The sequence below is a fragment of the Collimonas sp. GW821-FHT02H07 genome (genome assembly GCF_059421505.1).
Genome location: NZ_JBWKVC010000005.1, coordinates 235,051 through 259,916, shown reverse-complemented (window position 1 = coordinate 259,916; position 24,866 = coordinate 235,051). Strand labels below are relative to the sequence as shown.

Below are 24,866 nucleotides of genomic sequence, written 5' to 3'. Positions count from 1 at the left end.
TCCCGCATTAAATGTAAACAGTTCAATTCAGATAGATCTGAACGACATGACGCGCAGCCGTCATCAAGCATGATCTTCCCCGCAAGCCCTGCCAGCGTTGGCGGGGCGGTGCCACGACATCCCCTCGCATCCTCTCCAGCGCAATTTTCTGTTGCCAAAATCCTATTTGCGATTGAGAATGAAATTATCATAAACATAACATTTGTAATCCATTGTTAAGGAGATAATCTTGTTTGGTTCGCCACGCATCTTGAGTGCTTCCAGCACCGCCATTCCGATCATTCTGGATCAGCCCGCTTTAGTGCCGATCAGCATAACGGGTACAGAAACCCTCAACAAACTTTACAAATACAACATTGGATTTCGCACCCCGGACACGCTAGCGCACTTGGGAGCCCAGGCAGCCAACTACGATCTGGATGACTTCATCGGGCAAGAACTCACGCTGACGATTTCCCTGGAGGGCAATGGCACCTTTGTTGCCGGCATGGCGGGCACCAGCGGCATGGGCAATATCGGCGCCGGCACACGGGAAATTTCCGGAGTGATCCTGGATGCCCAGATAGTGCGGCAAGTCGGGCGGCATGTGCATTATGAGATTACCCTCGTACCCTGGCTGTATCTGGCGACGACGAATGCCGATAACCGGATTTTTCAGGACAAGACCGTGGTAGAGATCATCGATGCCGTACTGGGCGGGTATGGTTTTCCGATCGAAAAGCGTTTGTATGATCTGCAACGTTATCCAAAGCGCGATTACACGACGCAATCGAACGAATCCGATTTCAATTTCATTAGCCGCTTGCTGGAAAATTGGGGCATCAATTACTACTTCGAGCACAAGGACGGCAAGCATGCTCTCACGCTGACGGACGCCAACACGTCGCATGCGCCGTTCCATAGCGAGGCGTATCACGTCATCCACTATTACGAAGAGAAGCCGCGGCGCATTGATGAAGAATTCATCCATTCCTTTTCCCCCATCAACCGCATCACTTCAGGCGCCTACACCAGCGGCGATTACGACTACACCCGCCCTCGCGCCGATCTGACGATTACCCACAGCGAACCGCGCATCGCAGGACAAGAAGCGGAAGTCTATGAATATCATGCCGACAGTTTTTACGTGCAGCCCAAAGCCGGCGTCCAGCAGGCAAGCAACGACCCGCAAGACGAAGGAAAATACATCGCTCGCATGCGCATGGAGCGCTTGCGCAACAATGGCCGCCGCGCCACCGGCGCCGGCCATCTGCGCGGCATCGTGCCAGGCTGCATTTTTACGCTTGCCCGACATCCCACGGACAAGGCCAACATCGCCTATCTGGTTCTCTCCGCCACGCTGACGATCAAAGATATCGCCCAGGAATCCCAGCCTGGCGACAACGCCGCGCCATATCACATCGACGTCGAATTCGAGGTCGTGCCAGTCAAGGGCAACAGCTACCGGCCGGAACGCCTCACGCCAAGGCCGGTGATGCATATCGCTACAGCGATCGTGGTCGGTGCAGAAAAGAATAATCTCTGGACCGATTACCTGGGCAGAATCAAGGTGCAGTTTCCCTGGGATCGCCTCGGCGTGAAAAACCAGAACAGCAGTTGCTGGGTGCGCGTTGCCAACGCCTGGGCAGGCAATCAGCTGGGCAGCATGCACCTGCCAAGACTGGGACAGGAAGTGCTGATCGGCTTCATCGACGGCAATCCGGATTTGCCGATTTGCACCGGCCGGGTCCATAACCAGCATAATTTGCCGCCCTGGTCATTGCCTGACCAAAGCGCTCTGTCCGGCATCCGCACCCGCGAACTGCTGGACGACCAGGGCAACTCCGCTGCTGGCCGCAGCAACCACCTGGTGTTCGATGACACGGCCCAACGCATACAAGCGCAGCTGAAAAGCGATCATCTGTCCAGTTCGATCTCGCTCGGCAGCATCGCCCGCATCGACAACAACGCCGGCCGCAAGGATCTGCGCGGCGACGGCGCCGAAGTCCGCACCGATGGCCCCTTGGCGCTGCGCGGCGGCGCCGGTGTGCTCGTCAGCGCCGAAGCCAGGCACAACGCCCAAGGCCACATGACGAGCATGGACGAAACCGTGCAGCGCTTGCAGCAGGCGCGGGAGCAGCATGAAACCCTGGCAGGCGCTGCACAACAGCATCTGGCACAAAGCAGCGGCACGGATCAGAGCGATGTCGCCAATGCGATTAAAGCCCAGAACAATGGCATCAAAGGCGACGGCGGCGATCCTGCCGCAGGCAAGTTCCCAGAATTGGCCGAACCACATTTGGTGCTTGCCAGTCCTGCCGGCATCGAAACTACCAGCGCACAATCAACCCACATCGCCAGCGGCGAACATACCGCGCTCACCAGCGGCCAGCATTTGTCCCTGTCAGTCGGAAAATCCCTGTTTGCCAGCGTCGCCGAAAAATGGTCCGTGTTTGTGCAACGGCTCGATCTGATCATGGTCGCCGCCCAAGGCAAAATCACGCTGCGCGCAGAAACGAACGAAATGGAATTGCAATCACAAGACGCCCTACGCATCACCAGTATCGGCAACACCGTTTATATCACCGGTCAGGATGAAGTTGTTATCAATGGCGGTGGCAGTTATTCACGCTGGAACAAGGCGGGGATTACACATGGCACTAACGGTGATTGGGTGGAACATGCAGCTAGCCATAGTTCGCCGACTAAGGAGGCGTTGCCGGTGCCAACTGCGCCTAATGTTTGTGTTGAGTGCCTGCTTAAGGCCAACAATCGCGCATCTACTGCTGTAGTGCGCACCTGATAAAAACAAATCAAAAAATCATATGGAAAATAAAATCAAAGCCGTAACCGCAGTATGTTGCTCACTGCTGATGATATCTGCCTGTGCTGGTACAAATGGTTTATCTGATGATCTATTCTCTGGCGGTAAAGAGCCATTGACGATGGTGCCCGTAAATCATACGGGTAGATATGCCTATCCCATATTTGTTGGTGAAAACTGGGCTGGAAATGTCAGCGCCCATAGCGGCGGTGGAGGTGGCGTTTGCTGTTACCCGAATACTGACGATTGGAGTCAACCCGTCACCGTAAAGTGGACATGGGGATATGAGCGTGATTGGGATACAAAAAAAATCACACGCACTGCGGAAGAACATACAGCCATCGTTCACTTTCCCCCAGAAGGCCCCAATCGCAGCGATCCTGATCATCCCGAAACATACCTGTGCGTGATTCTGCGCGATTTCGACAAAGTCGATCTGGCTTTCTCCAGAAGCGGTAGCGCTTGCACAAAAAAATAAATTCAAAAGGAAAAACGATGATGAAATCTATTTGCGCAATATGTTGTTCACTGCTGATGATATCTGCCTGTGCTGGCACAAATGATTTACCTGATGACCCATTCTCTGCTAGTGGAGAATTTCTAACGATGGTTCCAATAAATCATACTGATCGCCCTGCCTCTAGTATCTTTATTGACAAATCTTGGGCAGGAAATATTTATCCAAAAAGTGGAGGAGGAAGTGGTGTTTGTTGTTACCCCCTTGCCAAAGACTGGCATCAGCCAAGCACTGTAACGGTGGTTTGGGGAAGTACTGAAGATCCGGTTACACGCACTCTTATCTTGTCACAAGAGAGTAAAACGTACGCAGCCCACTTTCCACCAGAAGGCCCCAATCGCAGCGACCCTGATCATCCTGAAACCTATCTGTGCGTGATTCTGCGCGATTTCGATAAAGTGGACCTGGCTTTTTCAAGAAGCGGTAGCACTTGTGCTAAAAAATAAATTCAACAGGAGAGGAAATGACTATACGCCAAGCTGCTGCCCCTATAACGGATGAAGAACTCGTAGAAATTGCAGCAAAAAGCAGCGCTGATCGCCACAAGAATGAACGTAAAAGTTCAGCTTATTTGTACCCAAAATTATCTTTTTTCTTTGACGGCACCGGCAACAATTTAAAAAAGGAACAAGCCAAGCCAAAACAGGAACAAGCCCTATCAAATGTCGCCAAACTGTATATTGCAGCAATGGATAACCAGATGGAATCCCAGAGAATTTTTCGTCGCTATATACCCGGTGTAGGAACACCTTTTAATGTGGAACCTGCTGTGTCAGGATTCAAAGATAACGGTGGTGCTGCTGGATTGGCCCTAGGCGCTGGCGGTGAAATGCGCATCCGGTACGCACTGCATGAATTCAATCGCATCATGACGGAAGAATTTAATCCTTCCTTATGGTGCGACATCCAGTACATCAGCCTGTCGGTATTCGGTTTTTCGCGCGGCGCCACCGCAGCACGGACGTTTGTGCGGCGCTTTCTGAAAGAAGAATGCTTTTATAACTATGGCACCTTGGTCTGGAATGCACCGGGACAACGGCGTGTCGAGGTGAAGATTGATTTCATGGGCTTGTTTGATACCGTGGCCTCAGTCGGCGGCCCGGGTCTGCATCTGGATTGGGGTGCACAACTGGCGGTGCCGGAAGAAGTCAAACGCTGCGTCCATTATGTTGCCGCGCATGAAGTCCGCTCCGCTTTTCCGCTCGATTCGGTACGGGTAGGAAACAGCTACCCCAAAAATTGTGAAGAGGTTGTTTATCCCGGCGTCCATTCCGATGTGGGTGGTGGTTACGCCTCCATTTATCAGGGGCGCAATAATCTGCTGTCGCGCATTCCGTTACGGCATATGTATGCAGCAGCATTGGAAGCTGGTGTAATGCTAAACGGGCTCAATCAGTTAACACGAGATGATAGAAATGAATTCTCCCTTGCTCCCTCCAGCCAGACAGCACAAGCCTTCCGTAGTTATCAAGCGCAACTCAACGCCACTGGCAACGATGTCGAATCATTGATGCAGGCACACCGCGTGTTGCAGTTTATGTGGCGCGCCAATATGACGCGTATTGGCAAGGATGAACAGCTGCTCGGTTTGCTTGCAGAAAAAACCGATCAAGCGCTGTGCAAGGCGGTTGCCCCGGCCACCGATGCCGACCATCCTGAATGCGATCCGCTCACCTGGGATTATGCCAATGCAGACAGCACGCCGGTGCAAGCCAAGCGCTTGTTATCAGAACATCGGCGCTTGGTGCAGCGTGTGGAATTTTTGCGCAATCCCGTAGCAGACCCTTATCGCAGCCAGCCCGGCAGTGACTATACGTTGACGTATTACGACAAGCTCATTTTGTCTGCGTGGGACAACGTCAACACCAGCGCTGCCGTTCAACAAATAGAGGGGCTGTTTGCTTATGGCATCCATGATTCCGTTGCCCATTTCACCAGTTGGCCGTGCGCGCTGTACGAGCCGCGTGGTGTGTATTGCGACGGTAAAAAATATTTGGCCAGCAATGATACGAATGGATGGAGCAACACGGCCATCGCATAATATAAAAGACAAGATAAGAGACAAGAGCCACCATGCAAACAGAATCCCTGCAAGCCGTCGCACCCGAGTCACCGCGTGCCGCTTTCAACGCCGCATTGCAAGAAGCCTTGCAAGCTGATTTACTCAAGCTATTTGAATCGGAACAGCCTGATGGTTGCCGTTTCCGTGCCTTGATCAATGTCGGCCAGTGTCCGTCCGATACCATTGCCGCATTAGTTGCCAAACACGGCCTGGATTACGAACCCTTGTTTTTAACCATGCCGGAAGCACATTCTGCGCAGACTGGCCCGTGGTTAATCACTTTGCCTGAGCAGCCCAGCCGTGCCTTGATCGCGGATCTGGCACGTGATGCTGCGGTTCATCAAGCGATGAGCTTACTCTGTAGCCCACTTCCCGGCTTTCAATTGCATCAGCATTTGCGCGCCTATATGAACTGTGAAATGCTTAATGGAAAATCTGGTTTGTTACGTTATTTTGACCCACGCGTCGGCTTTGAGATTTACAAAACCTGGCCGGAAGAAATACAACAGCAATTCATGTTGCCCTTTAGTTGCTGGGCTAGTTGGGATCGTGCGTTTGAGCCACTGCAAATCAGAGGAAAACAGCTGCGACATACGACAACACCGTTGGCGTTTGCTTTGGTGTTGAATCAGGCATTAATGGATTATCTGGACAGCATCAACGAGTGCGATCTTCTCATTGGCAAACTGTGTGAAGACCATAAGAACAAGCGCAAAGCAGTCACCGGCCTCGAAGATACCGCGCCTCTGCTGCAATATGAAATCGCAAAACAGGCGCTCGCCTTTGCTGACACGCAAAAAATTTACTCTAGCGCCGAACGCCAGCTGTTTGTGCGCTATGCGCTGACAGTGCACCCAACGTTTTATAACAGTCCGCAATTTCAGGAAGCGTTGGAAAAAAATCCCAGCATCATTGATCGCTTTGTCAATGCATTGAATGTGCTGCGACATGATATTGCGGATTTTTGGCGCATTGGCCGCAACGATTTTCTTGCCGGGCTATACCAGCACTTTACTGAGCAATTACGCAGCCGCCATGCTGGTTCGCCGGGTAATCCATATCGTCAGGAGCAGCCATGAGTTCGCCACGGAACCACATTTTTGAAATCACTGAGGTGCATAACAATCCACCAAGAGGCGGCGCTTGTCTGGAGTGCGATGCGGCTGATCCACTGAAAGCGATTATTCTGTATCCCAGTTTAGGCACACCGTTGGTGCTGGCGCCGAATCAAAAGAAATGCTGTATTTATATTGCCGCTGAAACGCGCGCGCATACGCAATTTGGCGTCGGCACTGCCCGCGATGTCAGCCCCGTAGCAGGTATCGTGTATGCCCCCTCGGCCTATCCGCTCATAGACCGCCACCTGCGCTTGATGGCCATGAATAAAGCCAAGCCGGCCAACGTGGACACGTACACAGGGGAACTCTGCGGCGATGGCGATAGCGACCGCTATCACAAAGCCTACGATGCCATCCACGTCTGGCAAGTGGCAAAATTTGAAGCCGATGCCTTGATTCGCGACCGCTTCGGCCGCCCGTTTGCCACCGTCTCACCGCAGGCAGTGCAATCGTATGGAGAATTAAAAGGCGGCTCTGTCTATGCGGTGGAAATTGATCTGGACAACATCGCACAAAAAATTACCAGCAGCGAATTTCTGTCTTTTGCCTGGATGGTCACCGCCATCACAAAAACGACCACCAAAAAAACAGAACAAGACCCGGCATTTTCTCTGAAAAAGGACGAGTCTTACCACTATCAAGATCGCCTGATTGCACGTTTTCTAGAACAGCAAAGAGCGCGTCACCAGCACATCAAGCAAAAGCGTGAATACCATGTCGACTATTGCGGCAAGCAAGTGCAACAACTCGTTCCCCAATGCGGCGAAGGCAGCTTCGACCTCGCTGCCTGGCATCCCGTCATTCGCGCCGCCAGCGCCGCCCCGCTCAACCTCGGCCAGCTCACCGACGTGCACATCAACGTGCGCCACAACGCCTTGGCGCGCTCTGATGCCAAAGTGATCGAAGGCGAGGAAGCCGCCGGCAAACCTGGCTTGGGCGTGCGGGTGGGCGATCAGGTCTGCAACAGCTTCATGGCGTTAAAGAACCTGTTCGATCAGATGGGGCAGAATAAAAAACCAGATACCGCCGTGCTGCTTACCGGCGACCTGATCGACTTCAACCGCAATATCGTGCCGGACAACGTGGGTAAAACCATTGGTGAGCAGTGGAAAAATTTCAACGTGCTCAACAAGGTCAATGATGCCGATTTGTATCAGCGCGGGCAGGACGACATGCTGGCGTTTAGCCTGGTGCGCTATGCGTACAACACGCTCAAGCTGCCGGTGTTCATGACCAGCGGCAATCATGAAGCGTATGAAGTGCCGTATGGGATAAGCCCCCGGATTGGGGAATGGGGGGCAGCGATGGGCATCCTGGAGGCGGAAGGTGCACTAAGAGATACCCAGTATGGCCGAGATCGCTCCTTGAATTTGTCTCGCCTGGCTGGTCGTAGCGGCGCATTGGCGGTGCAAGCCAAAGTGGTTAACACAGCAAAAGACCTCAGCATCAACAATGTCACCGATCAGTATCGCGATTTCGATTCCGCCAGCGCCTGGAACAAAAACAAAGCTAACGAAGGCATCGCGGCGGATCACAATATGACAATCTATGAGGCGACGCTGGCTTATGGGCCAAGTTACGGCCAAGCGCTCACCGCTCAAAACTATCAGGTCGCGCATTACGACTGGTTCAGTACGCTGTTTACCCCCTTGTCGAATGTGGTGATTGCATTTGGCGCAGAAGCCGACGCTGTCGGCAGCAAGCCGAATCAAATATTGGTCGCGCTGGAATGGGGGCAAGGAGAAAACTACACCAATCTTGCCGGCGTCACCAAACAAGGCATTGATCGTCAAGGCGCAGGGATTTTGCCGCGGGCGAGCACATCGTTCAGCGATGTCCAATTCACCTTGCTGACGCAGGCGCAATCCTACAAACGCATTGCAAATAATGCGCCATTGGTGGTGGCAACGCATTTCACCATCATCAATTATGGCGAGGCGGCGTTCAGCGATCGGCTTTCTTTTTTTCCAAACAACACATCTTCCGGCATTGGCGAGGCAGGCTTTAGCGAGGTGAACACCGGTACTTGCGAACGTGGCTTAGCCACCTATTTTGCGCAATGCGTGCAGGGAGAAACTAGCGGCCAGGCCAACACGCCCAGTGCCCCGATGGTGGATTGGCATTTCAGTGGGCACAGTCACCGATCCGGCGTGTACACGGTGAGCAAACAACAGCGCAGCGTGGCGCTGCCTGGCAGCCATGTCTCTATCAAGAGCATTGACCGCATCACCGTCAGCAACGCCCAAGACCCCGGCATGGTGGAGGCACTGACCGTCAAACCGCGCACCAAAACACACTTTATCGTGAGTTCTTGCGGCGGTCCGATCGGTGTGCAGAATCTCCATGGCGAGTTGTCCGGTTGGACTTTGCGTCCACCGAGCGGCACCTTGCTCAATCCGGTCAGCGGGAATATCAGGCAGATCAAATCGATGCGCCACAATCGTTATGAGCAAAACGAAAAACCACGGCTCTGTGTGGTGCTTGATTATCTGGCGATCATGAGCTGCGACCCGGATAAAAATATGCATACGCCGATCAGCTGGAGCGATCCGAGCAATTTCAGTTTGTTTGGCGCCAGCAAGGGCAACAAATGGCCGGATTATTTCTATATGGTGCTCAGTGCGCAACTGGCGCGGTTGCATTGTATTCAGCAGATTAATTTGTGGGTGTTTGAAGAAGGAGCCATTAATTTACCGAATGGCACGAGTAAGCAAACAAAAACATGGCATCGCCTAACAGCGAGCATCACTCGTGCAGAAAAGCCCTTCATGCTCTCGAAAGATCAGCCCGGTGGCGCAGTCTTCAAATTCAGTCTCAGCCCAGCAGACCGCGCCACCTTGGCGCAAGCCGTTGCCGCTAGCGGTACAGGTTGGGCAGCCCAAGCATTCTGTGAAGTCGTTCTGCAAAAGCCGGATACCGCGGTCAGCGACGAAAAACTCAGCTCATGGGCGGCCGATTGGGCAGCCGATATGCACATCGATGACCCATGGGTATTTCCGATAGAAATCGGATTGCAGCAAAGTAGCCTTGACGAGAAAAGAGCTGGGCGTTTTGAGTTTGTGTTGCGTCGGCGGTTGGGGGAGAAGGGGGAGGTGCCGGATTGGGATTGGTTGGCGGCGACTTATCCTGAGAAGGGGTATATCAGCAAAGAAGATGCAATTGACCTTCCGAAAAAAAAGGCTGGTAAATGACCATGCAGCGCCGATATTTTTTCCGTTATAGCGGAGCTATCGCCATCAATGTATTGGGGTTGAATTTACTCACAGGATGCAATGCCATGAACAATAAAAAACCAATCAGTGATTTTGGAAAGACTTACGAATATCTTAAAAATCCAGATCTGCGTACCAAAGAAACCGGCAATGTTTTGCTGACTATTGAGAATGCTCAGGTTTTCGGTACGCCATTTGATGGAATCATCTGGAGCAATATCCATTTTAAAAATTGTGACTTTGGCGGAGCTTATCAAATCAAGTTGGACAGGCTAGAAAATTGTCTGTTTGAAGACTGCAGTATTGCTGGAATTATCGGCTGGGGCGATGAGAGCAAGGTGCGATATTTGCGTTGCAAAGTAGTTGGCGAAAGCTATATCACCGGCGATGTAAGCAGTAAGGACGTCCTTTATGAGCAATGTGAATTCATCGGCAAAAGTAACGATCGCAATCATTTTGGGGCGATCGGCAATTATGGGGAAGTGACATTTAAAGATTGCAAAGCACAATGGTTTATCTTCAGAGGTGCGAAAAAGCTGTCCATCGTTAATTGCGACATGCAAGACCCGGTAATTTCGACCGATAGCTTTAACAACAGCGGCACAAATTTCCTGATTTCCGAAGTCACCATCGAAAAATCAACATTTCGCGGCAACACGCGCATGATCAACGCCCAAATGCAATCCCTCACCATCCGCGACACCTCGATAGACAACCTCGACCTCTCCAATGCCATGATCAAGGGCGATGTGCTGTTTGAGAATGTGACGGGGGGAAGTGTGAAAGCGTTTATTAACGGTGCGCCTAACGTCGCCATCAAAAATAGTAAATTTACGCCGAACTCAAGCGGCGTCTTTAAATTTCAAATCACAACCTCATTAACACAATCCGCATTGATAGATAACGTGACTATTTCAGGCGGAGAAAAGTCAGTGGAATTTGGTTTCACGCGTTTAGCCATCGCTGGCGAACCAGATGATGCGCCAAGAAGACTGACACATGAAATTATTTTCCGTAACAGCAAGATCTCAGCGCTTGATGCAAGCTATCTCTATACCAGCAACCTTGCTGTGAATAGTTGCACGTTCACCACAGCGGATTTCAGCAAAAGCCGCATCGGCAAGCTGGAAATCGCCGGCACCACCATTAGCCAAAAACTCGACTTCACCGACACCCAAGCCAAAGTACAGAATGTGCAACTCGTTGCCGGTGGAAAGAATGGCCGAGTCGATGTGATGGCAGGTTCAAACATCACACTGTTAGAACATTGATTGAGGAATTTTCATGTCAAAACGCATCATCCTGCTCGGCGACAAACTCGCCCCTGACGGCACTGTCATCTCCGGCGACGAAATCAACACTCGCTTCGGGCGCCCCGTTGCGCGTAAAAATGACCTGGTCGATTGCCGTGCAACATATCCTGATGGTCGTCCGCACGGTTTGAATAAAATCGCCGAAGGCGACGAAGGCTACACCATAGGCGGCATACCGGTGGCACTGGAGGGGCACAAAGCAGAATGCGGCTGTGTGCTGGTCGCCAGCGAAGACACTGCGTCTGTCGGCGGCTGATATTTTCTGAATGCACAGCATGCAAAACAATCCCAAAAAAATTCCATTGTTTGAACTTCATCCGCTAGACCCAGCTAGTCAGGCGGCACCTCCATCTCCCCAATCCGCGTCCTCACCGCTTACCGGTATTGATTACGTTGACCCTGCCGGCAACGATGTAGCGCCAGCAGAACCCTCTAAAGAAGAGTTGCTGGAAGCGGCGCGTATTGCAGCAGAGCAGAAGCAAGAACAAGAACGCATCGAACAAGAAATCAACGCCATCGTTCAGAGAGCCAATAGCACGCCCGAGCAATTGGAGGCGCAATTGTTGAAGGTGAAGGCGGCGAACAACCCCTTGCACCAGGCCGCCAAGCCGTTGATCTGGATGCTGGCCGACATGCGCAAAACCGACTTTACGACGCACATTCAAATCGAATCGTTCCGGCGCCTGCTGCATCAGGAGATCATCAATTTTTCCGTGCTGTGCAATCGCGCCGACATCTTGCGAGAGCACAGGACGGCAGCGAGCTATTTTTTATGCACGGCCCTGGATGAATTCGCTTGCGGCACCAAGTGGGGCGGCAGCCAGGGAGCGGGCGACCCCGGCGCCTGGGCCGGCGGCGGCATGCTGGCGGCAAAGTTTCATCAAAATAGCAAAGGCGGTGAAAATTTCTTCTCCATGGCGGCGGGCATTGCCGCCAAGCCGGAACTGCACCGCCACTTGCTGGAGGTGCAGTATTACATTCTCAGCTTGGGATTCAAGGGCATGTACCGCGAGGATCCCGATGGCGATAAAAAGTGCCATCAGATTTGCCAAGGCATGTACGATATTTTATATGCCAACCAACCGTCTGTACCGGCGGCGCTGTCGCCGAATTTGATGCCTGTCGTGCCTGGCAAATTCATGCCGATGCGTCACATTCCGGTGGGGCTGGTGGCGGCAGTGGCGGTGGTGGCGGCATTGAGCATGTTTGGCTGGTACAAATACGAACTCCTCACGCAAAGCGAACAACTGGTGCAGGAAATTGCCGATATCGGCAAGATGACGCCGCCGCCTGCGCTGTCCATGCCGTTGCATCTGCTGCCGTTGCTCAAGGCAGACATCGCCAGCGGTAAAGTGGCCGTCGATGAGAGCGAAGCGCGCAAGAGCCGCTTGCTGTTCAAGGGCGACGATCTCTTCGCGGCGGGCGCCGCGACACTCCGTGACGATATGCTGCCCTTGTTGAACAAGGTGGGCGCCGAGATGGCGAAAGCCTCCGGCCGGGTGCAAGTGATCGGCCACTCCGACAACGTGCCGATCCAGACCCGCGCCTTCCCGAACAATCAGGCCTTGTCGGAAGAACGTGCTGCCAATGTGGGCGATGTGCTGCGCGCAGCCGGGGTGGCCAGCAATCGCTTGGACATCATTGGCCGTGGCGATAGCGAACCCGTGGCCAGCAATGCCAGCGCCGCCGGCCGTGCGGCAAACCGGCGTGTAGAAATCATTGCGTCTCAAGGTGACCTCGATACACCCGTACGTGCAACTGACGCACCTTCCAACTCTCCTTCCGTCGTCTCAAGCCGTTAATCGGTATCGCGCCCATGTCAAAATTTTTCTCGCTTGTGTTTTCTCGTCAGGCATTGATCGTTGTCATAATGTTACTTATGGCGGCAATCATCTGGTTTCTTGGGCCGCTTCTGGCCGTCGGCGGCTTGCATCCATTAGCCTCCATGCCGCTGCGCGCTACCGTGATTGCTTTGTTATGCCTATTGGCGGTTTGTCTGCGCGCTCCTGTCGCCAAGCCTCTGTTTGCGGTTGCTACCGCCTGTGCGCTGGTGTGGTTTTTCGGTCCCACGCTCAGCTTTGGGCAAGCACAACCGTTGACGCCGGTGATTGTGCGGATCAGCTTGATGGCGATGATCGTGTTGCTCGGCGCATTGGTGGTTCTGTTGCCAAGGTTACGTCAACGGGCCAACCAGCAGCGGAGCAGCTCACAGGCAAACCATGCCGACATGCAGCATGTAACACGCGCCATCAATTTTGCCGCGCAACGCCTCAAATCGCTACGCGGCATGCATCCCTTGCGTTGGCTGCTTGGTGGAAAACGTTATTTGTACCAGTATCCCTGGTATCTCGTGATCGGCCTGCCCAATAGCGGTAAAACCTGGGCGCTCATCAATAGCGGATTGCGCATTCCCCCGACCGGGCAATTGCAGGATGTGATTGTTGCCGGCAACAACCAAACTGCGCACTGCGATATCTGGCTGGCCCCTGATGCAGTCATGATTGATACTGCCGGGCATTACACCCTGCAGACAGCAGAATCGGGTAAAGACCGAACGGAATGGCAGGGCTTGTTAGCGCTGCTGCGTCAGAAACGGGAACTGGCGCCGATCAACGGCGTCATTGTCGCCCTCGATATGGGCGAGCTGATCATGCAAACGCCAGAGCAGCGCCTTGTCTACGCTGCGCAAATGCGTACCCGCCTGGAGCAATTGCGCTCTGAGCTAGGCATCGGCTTTCCATGTTATGTCATCGTCACCAAGACGGATGTGCTGGAAGGTTTTGCAGCGTATTTTTCCTCCTTGCTGCCCGCCGAACGCGCACAGGCATGGGGTATTGGCTTACCTGACAATACCGACCCTGGCGATAAGATTTCAATCGCCATTCAACGGCAATGCCAGCACCTGCTGCGTCGCCTGGAAGACGGGGTTCCACAGCGTCTGCTGTGTGAACTCGCGGCCGATGCGAAGACTGCATTAACCCTGCTGCCGCGAGAATTTGAAGCGATCATCGATCCATTGAGTCACTGGATGGATGCGGTATTTGATCGCGATGCGTATGGCATGCGCGGTGCGGATTTCAGCTTGCGCGGCGTGTATTTCACCAGCGCTGCGCAAACGCATGTACATGTGCCGGCCGGCAGCCTGGCGATAGCGCAGCGTCACCGTGCCGCCCAAACCGAGGACCAGCCGGCAACGCGATTTTCTGCATTGCGTGAGGCGATGGCAACGGCCGTGCCTGATGAGAGGCGCAGCTATTTTCTGTCAGACGTATTTCATCAAATCATCATCCCGCAAGCGCACCTGGTGCAAGCGAATCGTCGGGCGTTGTTTCGCCTGAACCTGCAGCGCTTGATCGGTTACGCCATCATCGCCATCCTGTTTGCCTGGTTAGCCGGCGCATTGATGCTCTCATCTGTCAACAATCGCGCGTATCTACAGGCGGTAGCAGAAAAATCCGGTCATCTGAAGCAACGCGTGGGCAACCTGTTTGCCGCATTGGGCGATGAGAAAATGCACGCCGTCCCCGATACACTGAGCGCGGCACAAGAACTCCCCTTGTTCAAGGGACTCAACCTGGATGATCCGGCCGGAAATTTCCGTTATGGTTTATATGCCGCACCACCGATTGCCGAGGCGGCGCACAACACCTATGCCCGCCTGCAGGATTCCTTGTTGCTGCCGCACATCGTCGCCCGCATGGAAGCAGACATCACCACCGCGATTCGTAACAAGGACAGTCAAACCGCTTACGACACCTTGCGCGTGTATTTGCAATTGCATGACAAAGGCCGCTACAACGCCAGCGATCTCAAGACGTGGTTGCAACATGACAGCGCAGAAAATAACAGTGCTGTCGCGGTCGCATTTGGCAATAATTCCGTGATGGCGGCACATATGAATACCTTATTTTCAGGGCAACGTGTGGTGCAGTCTCCTTTCTTGCAAAATCTCGCCTTGGTGGCAGCGGCACGCAAGTTTTTAGGAGACAATCCGTCAACCCGGCGACTCTATGCGCGCGCAAAAATCGCCATGCAAGACGATGCGCCACCGGAGTTCACGTTGCATCAGGTGATCGGGCCGCAAGCGGGCACGGTGTTTAGCCGTGCGTCGGGTGAGCCATTAGGCAAGGGCATTCCCGGGCTATTCACCTACGATGGCTATCACGATGTGTTTGACAAACGCCTGCCCGAGTTCGTGCGTCAGGCAAGATTGGACGATGCCTGGGTCATGGGAGATACATCCAGACATACCAGCGACACGACCAAAGCAGCCCGCACGGAGGATGTGCTCATGCAGGATATCCGACGCCAGTATCTGGAAGAGTATGCACAGCAGTGGGTAAGTTTTTTAGACGATATTCGCACCATTACCGGCAGCAATCTGTCGTTTGATTTGACCGTACTACGCGCGTTCGCCGCCCCTGATTCGCCATTGTCACGTCTGGCACGGGCAGCGGCGCGAGAAACCACTTTATCGCGTCCACTAGCGGCGAAAAGCGAAGCAGACAAAAATTTCTTCGACAAGGCAACCGACACCATCAGCCAAAAGAGCCAGGCCGTGTTAGGCATGAGCGCACAAGCGAAACAGGAAAAGGAACTGGTCGATAACCATTTTGCAGCATTGCGCGAAGTCGTCACCGGTCAAGCCGATATTGCCTTGGTGCGGACACCCGGTTCTGGCGACGCTGTAAAGCCCGGTTTAGAAAACATCTCTGCATTGCTCAATGCCTATTACACATTGCTGGTAGTGGCCGACAATGCTCTGAATAACAAGAGCTTGCCCCCGAACAGCATAGAAGCCGGAATGCGCCTCAAGCTGGAAGGCGATAAACTGCCGGCCCCGTTCAAGGCGATTCTGGCAGCATTGGCTGACAGCGGCACACGACAAATAGCGGATGGCGTTGCCGCCATCTTGCGCGTGCAAGCACAGCAGCAAGTCGATCTGATCAACGATATGCTGGCATCCCAAGTCACGCATGCCTGTCAACAATCCATTGCGGGGCGCTATCCATTTGCAGCTAGTGCGCAAGAAGTATCACTGGATGACTTTGCGCGCCTATTCGGCACCGGCAACGCAGCCGACGTTTTCTTCCAGAAGCAGCTCGCCCCGTTCGTCGATACCAGCCGCCGGCCATGGCGCTATAAAAACCCTGCAGTGACTACGCTGTTGTCGCCGGCAGATGCGATGATCGCTGGCGCGGGCGCGCCAATGGCGAATCCGAATGCGAGTCCGACCTTGCTAAGCGAACTGCTGACACTGTTGGCGCAACAAGGACCGAACCCTGATCGCTTTGCGCAAATGCAAGTCATTCATGATGTTTTTTTCCAAGACCCGAGCAGCAAAAAAATGTCGTGGAAAGTGAATATGAAAATGAGTGATCTGGATACGGCCATCAATGAATTGATCATGGATTTTGATGGCAAACAAGAACGTTACGCGCATGGTCCGGTACGTTCCTTTACCGTCAACTGGCCGGGACCTGACGGTGGCAAATCGGCAGAAATGCGCGTCACATCCGGCCTGCGTTCCCATATCCCCGTTATCGCCACGAACGGGCCGTGGGCGCTATTTCGCTTGCTGGAGCGCGGTACGCTGCGTGAGGCAGGCGTGGTTGGGCAGTCGACAGTGTCGTTTGATTTTGAGGGATATAAAGCGCGGATTGGTTTGGATATGGGTAATCTCCCGAATCCCTTGCTGTCGCATCTGTTGAAAGATTTTTCTTGTCCGGGAAGTAATTAATCGGTAATCGGCCAATTTCGACAGTTGCGTTGTTAATAGACCCTAAAAACAGCCCCTAAAGCAAACCCAGCAAGGAAGCCTTGAGCGTCGCCGCCGCCCGGCTCTTGCATTCCAGCTTGCGGAAGGTGTTTTCCATATGGGTGCGTATGGTCGACGGGCTCACGCCGAGCTTGTGCGCCGCTTCCTTGTTGCTGTCGCCCTGGGCGATGCGGCGCAATACTTCCACTTCGCGCGGCGACAGGATGCCGCCAGGCGCTTCTTTGCTTGCCGCCGGGCCCGCGCTCGGCGGCGGCGTGCTGTCCAGCACGGCCAGCACTCTTTGGTCGAAGCGGCCGAGCGCGGTCTGGCGCTGCAAGTGTTCGATGGCGGCGCCGGCGTTCAGTGCCGGACGCCATGGGCGCGGCGCCTGCAAGGCCAGCCAGCTGGCCGCCAGCGGCAGGATGCGGCACTCCAGCGGCGTGCCGGCGGACCGCGCTGCGCGGAAATAGCCGGAGCCGTCCAGCCGCTCATAGACGGTGGAGGCAATCTCGGCCTCTTGCGCCAGCGATTTGACCTGGCTTGCCGCGCGCGCGGTCCAGTAGGGACTCAGCCGCGCCTGTTCCCAGTCGGCCAGCGAGAACGGCGCCGGCCGGTTCCACACGGCATTCGGTACCGCCGCCCGGCCAAGGCCATGCAGCAACCCCGCCCGCCTTACCCTTGCCTGGGCGGCGGGCGTCATCTCCAGGCGCATCGCCATGGTCGCGGCCAGCTGCGCCACGGCGCGCGAATAGCCGGTCAGCCAGGGCAGCTTGAGATCGATCGCATCGGCCACCAGCGACAGGCTCACCGGCGCGGCGCCTGCATCCGCTTGCTCATCAGCGACCGTTTCTTCCCGCATCTCCAGTTCCCTCAGCCAGCCGGCCGCGGCCCGGCATAGCATATCCACCAGACAGCGCGGGTAGCTTGCATTTGCACGTTGCCGCAGCAGATCCTGCGCGCCGGCCAAGCCATACTCGCGGTTGAAAATCTCCAGGTCGCCGGCAAGCCTCACCAGCAGCACCGGCAAGGGGATTGCGTCGCCGGCCATGCCGGTAGGGAGGCCGCTGCCGTCCCAGCATTCAAAGATGGCGGCCAGCGCTTCGATCACCATGGGCGCCAGGCCGAGCGTGGCGGCGATCAGCACTGCTACTTCGCAATGAATCGCGCTGATTTCGGCGATCCGGCGCTCGACCAGGCTGGGCGAAACCAGCAATTTGATGTCGTCCGGCCGTAGCGCCAGCATGGCGCCGCGGCCGCCGACGTCGTCGCTGATCAAGCGCGCTACCTCGGCGGCGTTGGCGCTGCAGCCGGCCCAGCGTAGCAGGGCGACCTGGCCGGCGCCACGGCAGAAGGTCTCATCCGCGCCCAATTCCTGCGCCATGCGGCGGCTCAGCCATGCCACCCGTTTCGAATGGCCGGCCGGCTGCCCCATGCTGAGGTCGCCCATGAACGCCAGCACCTGCAAGGCATCGGCAGCGGCGATTGCGTCGTTGTTCAAATGTACCCCTGTCGTTCAATCAATTCCGTACTATCCTGCCGCCATGGTCGCCGCGCCATCGGATATCTGACCGATGCTGCCGGCATGGCGGTTTCGGCAAACCCCATGCGCTGGGAATCATCACCCTGCTGGCCCTGGCCATCGCTGCGCTGGAGGAACAAACCGCGTTGTTCGGGCGCCTGGCGCGCTACGTTGCTGTGATCGGTTACTCCGCCACGGTCCTGTTCCATATGATACCGGCCGTCACGGAAGCGTCGACCCGATTGCCGCTCGGGCATCCGCTGGGTGCCAGCCGCTGACTTCTTGAATCGGCGGGATCGGCGCCGGCGGCAGGCAGTGCTACTCAAACAGAAGGTGGTGAGATAAAATTCTGCATCCCTTTCTATCTGGACCGCCATGCCGACGCGCCGAAAATTCCTGCAAAAAAGTTTGTTCCTGGGCGCCGCCGGGCTGTTTTCCGGCGAACTGGCCATCGCCAAGTCGGCTGTCAACGGCCGCGCTGCCGAAGCCGCGGCCGGCATGCAGGCCACCATGGATCCACCACCGGACATCTTCGACGCCCAGCTGGTAGACATGGATTTCTGGCTCAAGCCGCGCGTGCTGGAAGTTTCGCGCCCGGCCAGCGGCGAGTACGCCAAGCTGCTGTACTGGAAAGACGGCGAAGTGCAGGATTCCGCCTACCAGCAGTTGTGCCATCTGCTGCGCGACGTGCAAGCCAAGAAAACCGAAGCGATCGACCCCAAGCTGCTGGAAACGCTGTGGGGCACGCAGGCATTCATCGCCCGCTACGGCATGGTGCAGCCGCTGGAAATCCTGTCGGGATACCGTACCCCGGCGACCAACCAGGGCCTGATCGAAAGCGGCGTGCCGGCGGCGCGCAAGTCCTTGCATCTGGAAGGGCGCGCAGCCGACATCCGCCTGGCGCAGCTGGAACCTGACGTTCTCGGCGGCCTGATCCGCAGCTTCCGCCAGGGCGGCGTCGGCTTTTACTACCGGCCGGGCAAGCGCGGCGGCTGGATCCATGCCGATACCGGCCTGCAGCGGACCTGGAAAGGCTGACCGCGGCAAGCGCGCGGCTCAGGCCGAGGTGAAACTGGCGAAATTGGCGCGATACTGCAGCGCCGTGATACCCAGCCGCTTCATGAAGACTGCCCGCATATGGTCGCGATTCCTGAAGCCGCAATGGAAGGCGACAGTCTTCAGAGGCGCATTGCCTGATTCCAGCAAGGCGCGCGCGGCGTCTATCCTGGCGCTTTCGATGAATTCGGCCGGCGTTACCTTGGCCTCCCTGGCAAACACCCTGGCGAAATTGCGCGGACTCATGGCGGTCTGCCGCGCCAGCGCTTCCACCGTCAGGTCGGCCTGCAGATGCGCCAGCACATATTGCTGGACCTGGCCGGTCACCGACAGTTCCTCCGCATACGGCGTCAGATAAGGGCTGAACTGGGACTGCCCGCCCCTGCGCTGCATGAACACCACCAGGCGCTTGGCGACATTCAGCGACAGCTCCGGACCGAAATCTTCAAACAGCAGGTACAGGGAGAGGTCGATGCCCGCGGTCACGCCGGCCGAGGAATACAGATTGCCGTCGCGCAGGAAGATGCGGTCGGCCTGCACCAGCGTCTCTGGAAACAAGGCTGCCAGCGCCGCGCCGTCATTCCAGTGGGTAGTGACGGTTTTGCCAGCCAGCAGGCCGGCGCGCGCCAGCAGGAAAGCGCCATTGCAGACCGAGCCGATGCGCGCCGACCTGGCCGCGCTTCGCCGCAGCCAGGCGGACACGGCGTCATCGTCTTGCTGCCTGGCCAGCTCCGGACCGCCCGCCGCCAGCACCAGGTCGTAGCTCTCCTCCGCCTCCGAATAGTGTTTGTGGGCGGTGATCTGCAAGCCGTTGGAACAGCCGATCGTGCCGCGCTCCGTGCCGATCACCAGCAGGCGATAGTGGTCGGCCGGAGCAAGGAAACGGTTGGCTTCGGCGAACACATCCATCGGGCCGGAAACGTCCAGCGACTGGACGCCGGGGAAAACCAGAATTGCAATCGTACGCATCGCTTGTTCCTTTGCTGGCGGGAACGCCAGCATAACGCGCCGCCGGCCGGCTGTTGCGCGTGACCAGCCTCAAATGGCAGGAATCCCGCCCAGGCTGGCGGGATAACAGCCCTGTCAGCGGTTTCGTCATGGCCACTTGTTGTCCATACTTTCTCCAGGTCGATTGCAACGCATTTTTCAACAGGAGAGAACCATGAGCGACAGCGCAGAACGGGTAGGACCGGCATTTTCGGTGGACGGCATGCTGCATGCCAGGAACCAGACGCGGCAGGCGATCCACGCCATCGCCGCCATGGTTGAACCGGGCATGGTCGAGGAGTTTGCCGTCGAGCAGGCCAAGAAAATCCTGCTGGCCCAGGGCCATGCCTTGAGCTGGCATCCGACCCGGGTCCGTTTCGGCAGGAATACGACCAAGCCGATGAAACAGCAGTCAGAAGCAGGTGTCGTGCTGCAAAAGAATGACATCTTCTTTCTCGATATCGCACCCAGGGTCGATGCCTGGGAGGGCGACGGCGGCGCCTCCTTCGTGGTGGGACAAAGCGAGCAATATGCGAAGTGCGCGGCGGATGCGGAAACCCTGTTCCATCAAGTACGGGCGATCTGGAGCAGCGAAAAGCTCACAGGCCAGCAATTGTATAAATACGCTGACCAGAAGGCCAGGAGCATGGGCTGGCAGCTGAATTTCGACCTGCCCGGCCATCGCGTTTCCGATTTTCCGCATGCGGCGATCCACACCGGGTCGCTGGCGGATTTCCAGCAAACTCCCCTGCCGCTACGCTGGATACTGGAAATCCACCTGCGCGACCCGCAGGGAAAATTTGGCGCCTTTTTCGAGGACATGCTGCTGGACGACCAGTTCTACGCCTAGCGCCGGCGCAGCGCTGCGAGGATCAGCAAACAGGCGTAGGCTGGCGATGATGCCGCAGTCCGAAGGGAGAATCATCATGGCCGATGCCCACCATTCATTGACCTTGCAGCTGCTGGAATGGATCGCACAAGGTGCGCATCCCTACTCTGAAACCATCGACGTCTGGAAGACTTCCTGCCCGCGCTTCATGATCTGGGAAGATGCCTGCGCCGACGGCCTGGTCGATTCGCAGCCCGGCAAGGACGGCCTGGTGTCGCTTACCGCCAAGGGCGCGCAGCTGCTGGCGCGGCGCACTCCGGCCTAGCCCGCCGGCATGCGTTGGTGAAAGAAGGCTTGCCGGAACGTCATCTTTATTGCGGATAACCGCCGCGCCATGAATCCCGCCTGGCCAGGCAACTAAAAAAACAGCGGATTTGCCGCTTCCAGGATTGCCGCAGCGGCCGCTCGTAGTATATAAAGACGGCAACCTGATTCCATCTTGCGGCGAGGCTGAATGTGAGTGCATCCTGTTTTAGTCCGGTTCCCTGTCAATTGCAATACCAGCGCGGCGACCAGCTCATGCCGCGCCATCGCCACGACGCCAGCTACCTGGCGCTGGTCCTCTCGGGCCGCTACGAGGAAGCTGGCGATCGCGGCCGCTTCCTGGTCGGCGCCGGCGACATCGTGGTGCACGGCGCCTTCGAGGCGCACCTGAACCGCTATATTTCCGCCAGCTCCCTGATATTGAACATTCCCTTGCACACCTGGCAGGAACCGGCGGCGCCGCGGATGCAGATCGCCGATCCGGACAGCGCGGCGCGGCTGGCCGAGCGCGACCCGCGCGAAGCGGTCGCATTCGTGCTCTCCAATATGCGCGCCGCGCCGCTGCCCATGGCCGACTGGCCGGACCAGCTGGCCGCCGACCTGGCGCAGGATCCGCACCTGCGCCTGCAGAGCTGGGCGCAGCAACGCGGCCTGGCCGACGCCACCGTTTCGCGCGGCTTCCGCAAGGTATTCGGCGTCAGCCCTTCCGCCTATCGCGCCCAGTTGCGCGGACGGCTGGCCTGGCGCCGCATCGTCGCCGGCGAACAGTCCCTGCCCGACATCGCCATCGACTGCGGTTTTGCCGACCAGTCGCACATGACCCGCACGGTATGCGCCGTCACCGGCCGCTCGCCAGGCGCCTGGCGCAACGAGGTCAAATAGATTCAAGACAGTTTCTGCGCCGCTGCGACATCATCTGGCCATGAAACCAAAAACTTCTCCGATGGGACAGGCGCGCCGCCGCCACGCCGGCATCAATGCCTTGATGCTGGCCTGCGCCGTGGCTTCCGCGACCTGCACAAGCGCTCTGCAAGCCGCAGAGAATCCGGCCACCCAGCCTGCCGCCTCCGGCGCGCAGCAGACAGCAGACGCCGCCAGGGTGCTGGCAGCCTACCGCAGCGCCGCCGGCGGCGCTGCCTGGCGCGGCAAGGCGACCTTGCAGGCGGTCTATGCCTATAGCGGCAACGATCTCAGCGGCACGGTGACTTCCGTCAGCGACGCCCGCCACGGCTTTTTCATCGATGCCTTCGATACCGACCCGACCAGCGGCGCCAACGGCTACGACGGCCGGCTGCCCTGGATGCGCGACCAGTCCGGCGCGGTGACGCCGGAGCAAGGCGGCGACCGCATCCAGCTGGCCGTCAACGAAGCTTATCGAAACGCTAACAAGTGGTGGCTGCCGGATCACGGCGGCGCCGCCATCGGCAGCCTTGGCAGCAAGCAGGATGGCGAACGCAATTACACCGTGCTGAAGATCGTTCCCAAGGGCGGCAAACCGTTCGAGGCATGGTTCGACCAGCAATCGCATCTGCTGGCCAAGGTCGTCGAAGCGCAGCTGTTCCTCACCACCACCATCCGCTATGCCGACTATCGCACGGTCGACGGCGTCATGCTGGCCGGCAGCATCAAGAGCGACAGCGGCGGCCCGCCCGAGCTGCAGACGCTGACGCAAGCCAGTTTCCTGCCGGCGCGGCCGGCCAGCGCCTATGCGCCGCCGTCCTGGTCGCGCAGCAACCTGAGCCTGCCGGGCGGCAGCACCACGATCCCGTTCGAGCTTCTCAACAACCATGTCTACGCCAAGGTCTTCATCAACGGCAAGGGCCCGTTCCGCTTCATCTTCGACACCGGCGGCCACAATATCCTGACGCCGGCGACTGCCGCGGCGCTGGGCCTCAAGCCCAAGGGCGATGCACAATCCGGCGGCGCCGGCGAGAAGACGGTCAGCACCGGCTATGTCAAGGTCGACAAGATACAGGTCGGCGCCATGACCATGAGCGACACGCCGGCCTTCGTGCTCAATTTCAGTTCGGCCAAAACCGAGGGCTTCGACGAAGACGGCATGATCGGCTTTGAAGTGTTCCGCCGCTTCGTCACCACCTTCGACTACGGCGCGCAAACCCTGACCCTGACCGATCCCGCCAGCTTCTCGCCGGCCGAGGCCGGCAGGCCGGTGCCGTTCAAGTTTTACGACCACAGCGTGCAGGTCACGGGCACGGTCGACGGCGTCCCCGGCCGCTTCAATATCGACACCGGCTCGCGTTCCGAAATCACCCTGACCAAGCCCTTTGTCGATAAAAACAAATGGCGCGAAAGCCATCCGCACGGCGCGCTGGCGATAGACGGCTGGGGCGTGGGCGGACCGTCGCACTCGTACGTGGTGCGCGGCAGCGAACTGACGCTGGGCGATGTGCGGCAGGAAAACGTCATCAATAGCCTGGCGCTGCAGGACAAGGGCGCATTTTCCGACACCAATTACGATGGCAATGTCGGCAGCGGCTTCATGAAGCGTTTCGTCGTCACCTTCGACTACGGCAACCGGATCATGTACCTCAAGCCGCGCGCCGCCCCGGTCGCAGACAGCGGCGTGTTCGACCGTGCCGGCATGTGGATCAATGCCGGCGACCAGGCCTTCGACGTGGTCGACGTCACCCCGGGCGGGCCGGCGGCTGCGGCCGGCCTGCTGGTCGGCGACCGCATCGTCGCGGTCAACGGCGCAGCGGTAGCGTCCGCCGAACTGCCCACCTTCCGCAAGCGCCTGCGCACCGAGCCGGCCGGCAGCACGGTCAAGGTCTCGGTCTTGTCCGGCACGGAAAAGCGCGAATTGCAGATCACCCTGCGCGACCAGCTGTAAATCTGCGCGTCGGATACGTGACAGGCGCTCTTGATTCGGCTGTTACAGTCCACTAAAGTAGCGTTTTGGCATGTATGCAAAGGGACTGAAGATGGAATGGATTTACGAACAGGCGGCGATCGACTGGAGCGCCTTGTCGCAGCTTTACCGGATCGCGCCGCTGGGCGACAAGGACCCGGCCGAGTTGCAGCTGGCCTTTTCCAACAGCCGCTACAAATGCTTTGTCTTTGAGCATGGCCAGCTCGTCGGCGTCGGCCGGGCGCTGGCCGACGGCGTCGACTGTTCCTATATCTGCGACGTCGCGGTGCATCCCGATTTCCAGGGAACCGGCCTGGGCAAGGCCATCATCACCCGGCTGCGCGATCTCTCCGCCGGCCACAAGAAGATCATCCTGTACGCGGTTCCCGGCAAGGAAGGCTTCTACAAAAAACTGGGATTCAAGCGCATGAGCACCGCCATGGCGATATTCAGGAACCAGGAAAGCGCGCTCAAGACCGGGCTGTTGAATGAATCCTGA

At 57.0% G+C, this 24,866-nt stretch carries 19 protein-coding genes; 17 read left to right on the top strand and 2 right to left on the bottom strand.

The annotated features are described in order from the left end of the window. Nucleotides 1-229 precede the first annotated feature (229 nt). The 10 genes from AC07V8_RS10790 to tssM are packed head-to-tail and all read left to right on the top strand — an operon-like array spanning nt 230 to nt 16,765. Complete coding sequence (locus AC07V8_RS10790) at nt 230-2,782, top strand: type VI secretion system Vgr family protein (protein ID WP_494677809.1); 2,553 nt, start codon at nt 230-232, stop codon at nt 2,780-2,782. Nucleotides 2,783-2,804: 22 nt separating this feature from the next. Then, entirely contained in the window at nt 2,805-3,281 is a 477-nt protein-coding gene (locus AC07V8_RS10785; protein ID WP_494677810.1) for a DUF3304 domain-containing protein, read from the top strand. A 17-nt stretch (nt 3,282-3,298) separates the two neighbouring features. Continuing rightward, the gene (locus tag AC07V8_RS10780; RefSeq protein ID WP_494677811.1) at nt 3,299-3,766 is read left to right on the top strand and encodes a DUF3304 domain-containing protein; all 468 of its coding nucleotides are present in this window, start codon (nt 3,299-3,301) and stop codon (nt 3,764-3,766) included. Nucleotides 3,767-3,783: 17 nt separating this feature from the next. Continuing rightward, nucleotides 3,784-5,361, top strand: a complete 1,578-nt coding sequence (locus tag AC07V8_RS10775) for a T6SS phospholipase effector Tle1-like catalytic domain-containing protein (protein ID WP_494677812.1) — start codon at nt 3,784-3,786, stop codon at nt 5,359-5,361. 32 nt (nt 5,362-5,393) lie between these two features. Continuing rightward, complete coding sequence (locus AC07V8_RS10770; RefSeq protein WP_494677813.1) at nt 5,394-6,461, top strand: DUF4123 domain-containing protein; 1,068 nt, start codon at nt 5,394-5,396, stop codon at nt 6,459-6,461. After that, nucleotides 6,458-9,691 carry a metallophosphoesterase gene (locus AC07V8_RS10765; RefSeq protein ID WP_494677814.1) on the top strand — a complete coding sequence of 1,078 codons (3,234 nt, stop codon included), beginning with the start codon at nt 6,458-6,460 and terminating at the stop codon, nt 9,689-9,691. Before AC07V8_RS10770 ends, AC07V8_RS10765 begins: the two co-directional genes overlap by 4 nt. After that, nucleotides 9,688-10,983, top strand: coding sequence for a hypothetical protein (locus tag AC07V8_RS10760; protein ID WP_494677815.1), 1,296 nt, complete (start codon nt 9,688-9,690; stop codon nt 10,981-10,983). The genes AC07V8_RS10765 and AC07V8_RS10760 overlap by 4 nt, the downstream gene beginning before the upstream one ends. A 13-nt stretch (nt 10,984-10,996) precedes the next feature. Further along, nucleotides 10,997-11,281 (top strand): PAAR domain-containing protein, encoded by a 285-nt coding sequence (locus tag AC07V8_RS10755; RefSeq protein ID WP_494677816.1) that lies wholly within the window; start codon nt 10,997-10,999, stop codon nt 11,279-11,281. A 19-nt stretch (nt 11,282-11,300) separates the two neighbouring features. After that, nucleotides 11,301-12,827: a type VI secretion system protein TssL, long form gene (gene tssL, locus AC07V8_RS10750; RefSeq protein ID WP_494677817.1), complete on the top strand. Its 1,527-nt coding sequence runs from the start codon at nt 11,301-11,303 to the stop codon at nt 12,825-12,827. A 14-nt stretch (nt 12,828-12,841) separates the two neighbouring features. Beyond that, complete coding sequence (gene tssM / locus AC07V8_RS10745; RefSeq protein ID WP_494677818.1) at nt 12,842-16,765, top strand: type VI secretion system membrane subunit TssM; 3,924 nt, start codon at nt 12,842-12,844, stop codon at nt 16,763-16,765. A 55-nt stretch (nt 16,766-16,820) separates the two neighbouring features. Here tssM and AC07V8_RS10740 read toward each other — a convergent pair whose 3' ends face one another. Next, the gene (locus AC07V8_RS10740; RefSeq protein WP_494677819.1) at nt 16,821-18,281 is read right to left on the bottom strand and encodes an HD domain-containing phosphohydrolase; all 1,461 of its coding nucleotides are present in this window, start codon (nt 18,279-18,281) and stop codon (nt 16,821-16,823) included. Between AC07V8_RS10740 and AC07V8_RS10735 the strand changes: the two genes are divergently transcribed. Together AC07V8_RS10735 and AC07V8_RS10730 are read left to right on the top strand one after the other, a co-directional pair. Next, a complete protein-coding gene (locus AC07V8_RS10735; RefSeq protein ID WP_494677820.1) occupies nt 18,266-18,580 on the top strand; it encodes a hypothetical protein in 315 nt (104 codons plus the stop codon). The two genes, AC07V8_RS10740 and AC07V8_RS10735, sit on opposite strands and share 16 nt — an antisense overlap. A 97-nt stretch (nt 18,581-18,677) precedes the next feature. Beyond that, a complete protein-coding gene (locus AC07V8_RS10730) occupies nt 18,678-19,340 on the top strand; it encodes a YcbK family protein (RefSeq protein ID WP_494677821.1) in 663 nt (220 codons plus the stop codon). Between the two features lie 18 nt (nt 19,341-19,358). Here the strand turns inward: AC07V8_RS10730 and AC07V8_RS10725 are convergent, their stop codons facing one another. Then, on the bottom strand, nt 19,359-20,327 hold the full coding sequence (locus AC07V8_RS10725) for a GlxA family transcriptional regulator (RefSeq protein WP_494677822.1): 969 nt from the start codon (nt 20,325-20,327) through the stop codon (nt 19,359-19,361). Nucleotides 20,328-20,520: 193 nt separating this feature from the next. On the opposite strand from AC07V8_RS10725, the gene AC07V8_RS10720 reads away from it, so the two are divergent. The 5 genes from AC07V8_RS10720 to AC07V8_RS10700 all read left to right on the top strand — a co-directional run bounded on the left by AC07V8_RS10720 (nt 20,521) and on the right by AC07V8_RS10700 (nt 24,866). Continuing rightward, nucleotides 20,521-21,195 carry a M24 family metallopeptidase gene (locus AC07V8_RS10720; protein WP_494677823.1) on the top strand — a complete coding sequence of 225 codons (675 nt, stop codon included), beginning with the start codon at nt 20,521-20,523 and terminating at the stop codon, nt 21,193-21,195. Between the two features lie 76 nt (nt 21,196-21,271). Beyond that, entirely contained in the window at nt 21,272-21,499 is a 228-nt protein-coding gene (locus tag AC07V8_RS10715) for a hypothetical protein (protein ID WP_494677824.1), read from the top strand. Nucleotides 21,500-21,753: 254 nt separating this feature from the next. Beyond that, nucleotides 21,754-22,380: a helix-turn-helix domain-containing protein gene (locus AC07V8_RS10710; protein ID WP_494677825.1), complete on the top strand. Its 627-nt coding sequence runs from the start codon at nt 21,754-21,756 to the stop codon at nt 22,378-22,380. Nucleotides 22,381-22,420: 40 nt separating this feature from the next. Continuing rightward, complete coding sequence (locus tag AC07V8_RS10705; RefSeq protein ID WP_494677826.1) at nt 22,421-24,349, top strand: retroviral-like aspartic protease family protein; 1,929 nt, start codon at nt 22,421-22,423, stop codon at nt 24,347-24,349. An 85-nt stretch (nt 24,350-24,434) separates the two neighbouring features. After that, the gene (locus AC07V8_RS10700) at nt 24,435-24,866 is read left to right on the top strand and encodes a GNAT family N-acetyltransferase (RefSeq protein WP_494678036.1); all 432 of its coding nucleotides are present in this window, start codon (nt 24,435-24,437) and stop codon (nt 24,864-24,866) included.